Raw genomic sequence first — 6,878 nt, 5'->3', positions numbered from 1 at the left:
GGTCCAGGCTGCGCGCCGACTCGATCCGGCGCTGATAGGAGAGCCGGTAGGCGTCCTTCTCGATCTGGGACGGGTTCTTCCGCGACGGCGACCCCTTCGGGAACTTCTTGCGCGCCTCCGGGAACAGGTTGGGCTGCTGCGGGATCGGCTTGTCGGCGTACTTGTCCCGGTCCTGCTTGTCCGGCACCGGCACCCCGATCGCACCCTTCGTGCCCGGGAAACGCTGCTTGGGGTCACCCTTCTCCGTCGGCCCGCCGATGTGCGGTGCCACGTAGTTGACCCACTGGAACCACGGCTTCTGCTCGGCCCCGGCCTTCTTCTTCGCGTCCGTCAGCGCCGCCTTCGCCTGCTGGGTGATGACGGTGGTCGAGTAGCCCTTCGGCTTCACCAGACGCCCGTTGACGTTGAACTTCGCGCCCAGATAGTTGTAGGTCGACGGGTCGACGGTCGCGCGCCACTCGTCCCAGCCCGGAGGCAGGTCGCGCTCGGTCCCCGCTTCGCCGTACTCGTTGAGGTACTTCCCGGTGAACACCGTCGAGTAGCCCGCCTCCTGCAACGAGGTGGCCAGAGTCGCGGAGTCGTCGAAGGATGGATAGCCACCCTCGGGACCGTGGATGGTGTGGGCGCCGTGGTTGTGGGCGTACTGCCCCGAGAGCAGCGAGGCGCGGGCAGGCACGCAGATCGGCGTCGGCGCGACCGCGTCGGTGAAGGTGACGCCGCTGTCCCCCACGAGCTTCTTCACGCTCGGCAGGTAGTCCATGTCGAGGGAGGAGAGGTCATCGACCGTGATCATCAGCAGGTTGGGCTTCTCGACCGGCATCTCGAAGGCCGGCGTCGCGGTCGCGGGCTGCTCAGAGACGCGCTCGCCCGACGGCTGCTGGGTCGGCGCCTGACCACAGCCCGACATCCCCACGACCCCAGCAACCGCGAGTGCTGCTGCCGAAAGCGTCCAGACCCGTCTGGGTACCGCCACTGATTGTCCTCATCACGCTGGTCGTCTACTGGTCGTGCCGATGGTTCATCCCAGGTCAACGCACACGTCGCGCTCTCGCCATCCCCGGGCAGGACGCTGGTCCTATGAAGATGGCGCTGGTCACCGAGAGCTTCTTTCCTACCATCGATGGTGTCACAACCACGGTGAAGGCCATCGCCGACCGCATGATCGAGTCGGGCCACGAGGTGCGGTTCATCGCGCCCGGCCCCGGACTCTCGGTCTACCGCAACAGCAGGGTCGTCCGGGTCTCGCCGATCGCCAAGACCGGCAGGCAGGTACGCAACGCGCTGGAGTCCTTCGAGCCGGACGTCGTGGTCACCTTCGACCCGGGCTGGCTGGGCCGCAAGGCGCTCGCGTCGCCGACGGCGGCCGCCGCGACCACGCTGGTCGTCCAGCAGTCCCCTCTCTCGCCCAAGGCGGCGCTCACGTGGAGCACCTCGATCGCCGCGTACGCCGATGAGATCTTTGTCACAAGCGAGTACCTGCGCCGCATGCTCGCCGCGATCGACGTCGCCGCCGAGGTGTGGGAGCCAGGGGTCGACACGGCCGCCTTCTCGCCCAGTCTGCGCGACGACTGGCTCCACCGACGCTGGTCCAGGGCGAAGTCCCGGCCCACCCCGCTGGTCGTGGTCGGCTACGCCGGCAACCTCGGCAAGAGCCATGGCGTACGCCGCCTCGCCGAGCTCACCGCGGTGCCCGGGATCCGCCTCGTGATCATCGGCGACGGACCCCAGCGCGGCTGGCTCAAGCAGCGGGTCCCGCAGGCGAAGCTGACCGGTCCGCTGGGCACCGGCGACCTGGCCATCGCACTCGCCTCGCTCGACGTTCTCGTCCACCCCGGCGAGGAGGAGGGATGTGGCCACATCCTGCGTGAGGCCGCGGCCAGCGCCCTCCCGGTGGTCGCCCCGCGCGCCGGCGCGGCCGCCGAGATCGTGCAGCACATGGAGACCGGATTGCTCTACAACCCGGCCCGCGCTCGCGAGCTCGCCGACGCGGTCGCCTCGGTGGTCTCCGACCCCCGGCGGCACCTGCTCGGCGACCGCGGCCGGGAGCTGGTCGCGACGCGGCCGTGGACCGATGCGGTCGACGAGCTGCTGGCCCGTCTGGTCGCGCTGAGCGAGGATCGGTCCTCACAATCTCACGCCATCGCCTCGGAGAATGTGCACCCTGCTGTTAGGCTTGCCTAACCCGCTACCCCGATACTCGTCAGTAACCCCGCCCGCCCACGCAGCGACGAAAATGTCACATACTCCCTGCGTACAAGTTCGGGTATGAGGGGTAGTAGCGTGCGTGCCGTGGCAACCACGACTCTGATCAAAGGCGCGCGGTCGACGCGCTCGACGATCGCCCTGAAGCTCCTTATGGCGGCCAGCGGCATCGTCTTCATCCTGTTTGTGCTGGTGCACATGTACGGCAACCTCAAAGCCTTCAGCGGCGAGATGGCCTACAACGAGTACGCCGAGCACCTGCGTACGTTCGGGGAGCCGTACCTTCCGTACGGCGGTCTCCTCTGGATCCTCCGGGTGGTGCTTCTGGGCTCGCTGATCGCGCACGTCGGCGCCGCGGTGGCGCTCTCCATGCGTGCGCACGCTCAGCGGCCCGTCAAGTACGCGGTGAAGAAGAACAAGGCTTCGTCGCTCTCCTCGCGCACCATGCGCTGGGGCGGCGTGTCCTTGCTCGTCTTCATCATCTGGCACCTGCTCCACTTCACCATCGTGAAGATTAACGTGGGCACGGGCGGGCAGGCCGCAGAGATCACCGAGAACCCCTACCGGCTCCTGGTGAACTCCTTCCTGCCGGAGCAGTGGTGGATGGTCGCCATCTACCTCTTCGCGATGCTCGCGCTCGCGTTCCACCTGCACCACGGCACCTTCAGCGCCATCCAGACGCTCGGGTTCACCAACACCGCTGAGTCGCGTGCCAGGGCCCGCGTCGCCGGCTGGGTCGTCGCGATCGTGATCGCCGGCGGCTTCTCGCTGGTCCCCCTGTTCACCGTCTTCGGCGTCATCTCGTAAGGACATCTGACACATGGCTGCTGGAACCCACTACCTGTCCGGCCTCACCCCGACCAACGAGGCACCGGTCCAGAAATCCGACGACGCCGCGGGCTACTACGTGCTCGGCGACAAGCTGGTCGACCCGAAGGCGCCGACCGGTCCGATCGCGGAGCGCTGGACGACCCGCAAGTTCGAGAACCGCCTGGTCAACCCGGCCAACCGCCGCAAGCTGTCGATCATCATCGTCGGCACCGGCCTGGCCGGCGGCGCCGCTGCCGCCACGCTCGGCGAGGCCGGCTACAACGTGAAGTCGTTCTGCTACCAGGACTCCCCGCGTCGCGCCCACTCGATCGCCGCCCAGGGCGGCATCAACGCCGCCAAGAACTACAAGGGCGACGGCGACTCGGCCTACCGGCTCTTCTACGACACGGTCAAGGGCGGCGACTACCGCGCCCGCGAGTCCAACGTCTACCGCCTCGCCGAGGAGTCGGTGAACATCATCGACCAGTGCGTGGCCCAGGGCGTGCCCTTCGCCCGCGAGTACGGCGGTCTGCTCGACAACCGCTCCTTCGGTGGCGTGCAGGTGTCGCGTACGTTCTACGCCCGCGGCCAGACGGGGCAGCAGCTCCTCATCGGCGCCTACCAGGCCATGGAGCGCCAGGTCGCCGCCGGCACCGTGGAGCAGTTCACGCGTCACGAGATGCTCGAGCTGATCGTCGCCGACGGCAAGGCCCGCGGCATCATCGCCCGCGACATGGTCACCGGCGAGATCGAGACCCACCTGGCCGACGTGGTCGTGCTCGCCACCGGCGGCTACGGCAACGTCTTCTACCTCTCGACCAACGCGATGGGGTCCAACGTCACCGCCACGTGGCGTGCGCACCGCAAGGGCGCCTACATGGCCAACCCCTGCTACACGCAGATCCACCCGACCTGCATCCCGGTGACCGGCGCCCACCAGTCGAAGCTGACCCTGATGTCGGAGTCGCTGCGTAACGACGGCCGCATCTGGGTGCCGAAGAACGCCGAGGACTGCGCCAAGGACCCGCGCGAGATCCCCGAGGAGGACCGCGACTACTTCCTGGAGCGGATCTACCCGTCCTTCGGAAACCTGGTCCCCCGCGACATCGCCTCGCGCGCCGCGAAGTACATGTGCGATGAGGGCCGCGGTGTCGGTCCCGAGGTCGACGAGACCCAGCCCGACGGCACGGTGAAGAAGTTCCGCCGCGGCGTCTACCTCGACCTGGGTGCCGCGATCGAGCGTCTCGGCAAGGCCGCGATCGAGGAGAAGTACGACAACCTCCTCGACATGTACGAGCGGATCACGGGTGAGAACCCGTACGAGCTGCCGATGCGCATCTACCCCGCCGTCCACTACGTCATGGGCGGCCTCTGGGTCGACTACGAGCTCTCGACCAACATCGAGGGTCTCTACTGCACCGGTGAGGCCAACTTCTCCGACCACGGCGCGAACCGCCTCGGCGCCTCGGCGCTGATGCAGGGTCTGGCCGACGGCTACTTCGTGCTCCCGAACACCATCCGCGAGTACCTCGCCGACGGCCCGTTCGAGCCCATCTCCGAGGACCACCCGGCGGTCGTCGAGGCGAAGCAGTCGGTCCAGGAGCGGATCGACAAGTTCATGTCGATCAACGGCAGCCGCTCGGTCGAGTCGATCCACAAGGAGCTCGGCCTGATCATGTGGGAGTACTGCGGCATGGAGCGGACCGAGGAGGGCCTCAAGAAGGCCATCGGCCTGATCCGCGAGCTCAAGAAGGAGTTCTGGACCAACGTCAAGGTCCTCGGCTCGGCCGACTCCCTCAACCAGGACCTCGAGAAGGCCGGCCGTGTCGCCGACTTCATCGAGCTCGGTGAGCTCATGTGCATCGACGCGCTCAACCGGCGCGAGTCCTGCGGCGGCCACTTCCGCGGCGAGTCGCAGACCGAGGACGGCGAGGCGATGCGTCACGACGACGAGTTCGCCTACGTCGCGGCCTGGGAGTTCGGTGGCGAGGACGGCGCCCCGATCCTCCACAAGGAGGACCTGATCTACACCGCCATCGAGATGAAGCAGAGGTCGTACAAGTGAAGCTCACCCTCAAGATCTGGCGGCAGGCCGACGCGTCCGAGAAGGGTGCGCTCAAGACGTACGAGCTGGACGGCGTCTCGCAGGACATGTCCTTCCTCGAGATGCTCGACCTGCTCAACGAGCAGCTCCTGCACAACGACGAGGAGCCGGTCGCGTTCGACTCCGACTGTCGCGAGGGCATCTGCGGCATGTGTTCGCTGATGATCAACGGCGAGGCGCACGGCCCGGAGGTCACCACGACCTGCCAGCTGCACATGCGCTCCTTCAACGACGGTGACACGATCACCATCGAGCCGTGGCGCGCCTCGTCCTTCCCGATCGTCAAGGACCTGATCGTCGACCGCTCCGCGTTCGACCGGATCATCCAGAACGGCGGCTACATCTCGGCCAACACCGGCTCGGCCCCCGAGGCCAACTCGGTGCCGGCCCCGCGCGACAAGGCCATGCGGGCGTTCAACACGGCCACCTGCATCGGCTGCGGCGCCTGCGTCGCCGCCTGCCCCAACGGCTCCGCCTCGCTGTTCCTCGGCGCGAAGATCACCCACCTCGGTGAGCTGCCGCAGGGCCAGCCGGAGCGCTACTCCCGCGTGCAGTCGATGGTCGGCCAGCACGACGCCGAGGGCTTCGGTGGCTGCACCAACATCGGTGAGTGCGCCTCCGCCTGCCCCAAGGAGATCCCGCTCGACGTGATCTCCCAGCTCAACAAGGACCTGCGCAAGTCGCTGATCCTCGGCTGACCGTCTGGTCGCCACATGACAGAAGGGCCGCTCTCCCTCGGAGAGCGGCCCTCTTCTATGCCGAGACGTCAGGTACGTCGGCCGAGACGTCACGGTCATGCCAACTCGGCCGACGTAGGTGACGCCTCGGCTGGAGATCAGACGACGCTGAGCTTGACCTCGATGTTGCCGCGGGTGGCGTTGGAGTAGGGGCAGACCTGGTGGGCCTGCTCGGCCAGCTGCTGGGCGGTCGCAGCATCGGCCCCGGGGATGGTCACCTCGAGCTGCACGGCGAGGCCGAAGCCGCCCTGGCCGTTCTCACCGATGCTCACGTCGGCGACGACCTCGGAGTCGGTCATGTCTACCTTGGCCTTGCCGGCGACGAGCTTGAGCGCCGAGTGGAAGCAGGCGGCGTAGCCGGCTGCGAAGAGCTGCTCGGGGTTGGTGGCACCGCCGGCGCCACCCATCTCCTTGGGGATGCGGACGTCGGCGTCGATGAGACCGTCGGAGGACTGGACGTGGCCGTTGCGGGCGTCGCCGGTGCTGACTGCGGTGGCCGTGTAGATCGGTGTCATGTGCACAACTATATTGCGCACAACTCAATAGCGCAAGGGAGTAGACTGATTGATGTGTCCGGACGTACCTATCCGCAACTCTCGCTCGACCTTCAGCTCTGCTTCCCGCTGTACGCAGCGACCAGAGCCGTCACGAAGCGCTACGTGACGCTGCTCAAGGGGACCGGGCTGACCTATCCGCAGTATCTGGTGATGCTGGTGCTCTGGGAGAGCGAGGAGCCGCTCTCGGTGACATCGCTCGGCCAGCAGCTGCGGCTCGACTCCGGCACGCTGACGCCGCTGCTCAAGCGCCTCGAGACCGCTGGGCTCGTCCGGCGTGACCGCGACCCCAGCGACGAGCGCCGGGTGCTGGTCAGCCTGACCGAGGACGGCCAGGCCCTGGAGGAGCAGGTCGCCGGGGTGCCGCGGGAGCTCGGAGCGTCGATGGGGATCACCCGTGACGAGGCGCTCGCGCTGCGCGACCAGCTCAACGAGCTGGTCGACCACCTCGACACGGCCGAGTCCCCCTGA

The 6,878-nt window shown here is 67.5% G+C and carries 7 protein-coding genes; 5 read left to right on the top strand and 2 right to left on the bottom strand.

Annotation, left to right across the window (positions count from 1 at the left end):
- Positions 1–973 (bottom strand): sulfatase-like hydrolase/transferase (locus tag ABTW65_RS26440; protein WP_350665745.1); only part of this gene is annotated, 973 nt, incomplete at its 3' end.
- 104 nt (positions 974–1,077) lie between these two features.
- Between ABTW65_RS26440 and ABTW65_RS26435 the strand changes: the two genes are divergently transcribed.
- The 4 genes from ABTW65_RS26435 (at position 1,078) to ABTW65_RS26420 (ending at position 5,814) form a co-directional block, all read left to right on the top strand.
- Positions 1,078–2,181, top strand: a complete 1,104-nt coding sequence (locus ABTW65_RS26435) for a glycosyltransferase (protein WP_350665743.1) — start codon at positions 1,078–1,080, stop codon at positions 2,179–2,181.
- Positions 2,182–2,289: 108 nt separating this feature from the next.
- Positions 2,290–3,009, top strand: coding sequence for a succinate dehydrogenase cytochrome b subunit (locus ABTW65_RS26430; RefSeq protein ID WP_350665742.1), 720 nt, complete (start codon positions 2,290–2,292; stop codon positions 3,007–3,009).
- 13 nt (positions 3,010–3,022) lie between these two features.
- Positions 3,023–5,077: a fumarate reductase/succinate dehydrogenase flavoprotein subunit gene (locus tag ABTW65_RS26425; RefSeq protein ID WP_350665741.1), complete on the top strand. Its 2,055-nt coding sequence runs from the start codon at positions 3,023–3,025 to the stop codon at positions 5,075–5,077.
- Positions 5,074–5,814: a succinate dehydrogenase/fumarate reductase iron-sulfur subunit gene (locus ABTW65_RS26420; RefSeq protein ID WP_350665740.1), complete on the top strand. Its 741-nt coding sequence runs from the start codon at positions 5,074–5,076 to the stop codon at positions 5,812–5,814. Before ABTW65_RS26425 ends, ABTW65_RS26420 begins: the two co-directional genes overlap by 4 nt.
- Before the next feature lie 137 nt (positions 5,815–5,951).
- On the opposite strand, the gene ABTW65_RS26415 is transcribed toward ABTW65_RS26420, so the two are convergent.
- The gene (locus tag ABTW65_RS26415; RefSeq protein WP_350665739.1) at positions 5,952–6,368 is read right to left on the bottom strand and encodes an organic hydroperoxide resistance protein; all 417 of its coding nucleotides are present in this window, start codon (positions 6,366–6,368) and stop codon (positions 5,952–5,954) included.
- A 54-nt stretch (positions 6,369–6,422) separates the two neighbouring features.
- On the opposite strand from ABTW65_RS26415, the gene ABTW65_RS26410 reads away from it, so the two are divergent.
- The gene (locus ABTW65_RS26410) at positions 6,423–6,878 is read left to right on the top strand and encodes a MarR family winged helix-turn-helix transcriptional regulator (protein ID WP_350665737.1); all 456 of its coding nucleotides are present in this window, start codon (positions 6,423–6,425) and stop codon (positions 6,876–6,878) included.

Source organism: Nocardioides sp. NPDC127503 (assembly GCF_040302165.1).
In the GTDB taxonomy this organism is placed as follows: Bacteria; Actinomycetota; Actinomycetes; order Propionibacteriales; family Nocardioidaceae; genus Nocardioides.
This window is presented reverse-complemented; position numbering and strand designations above follow the sequence as displayed.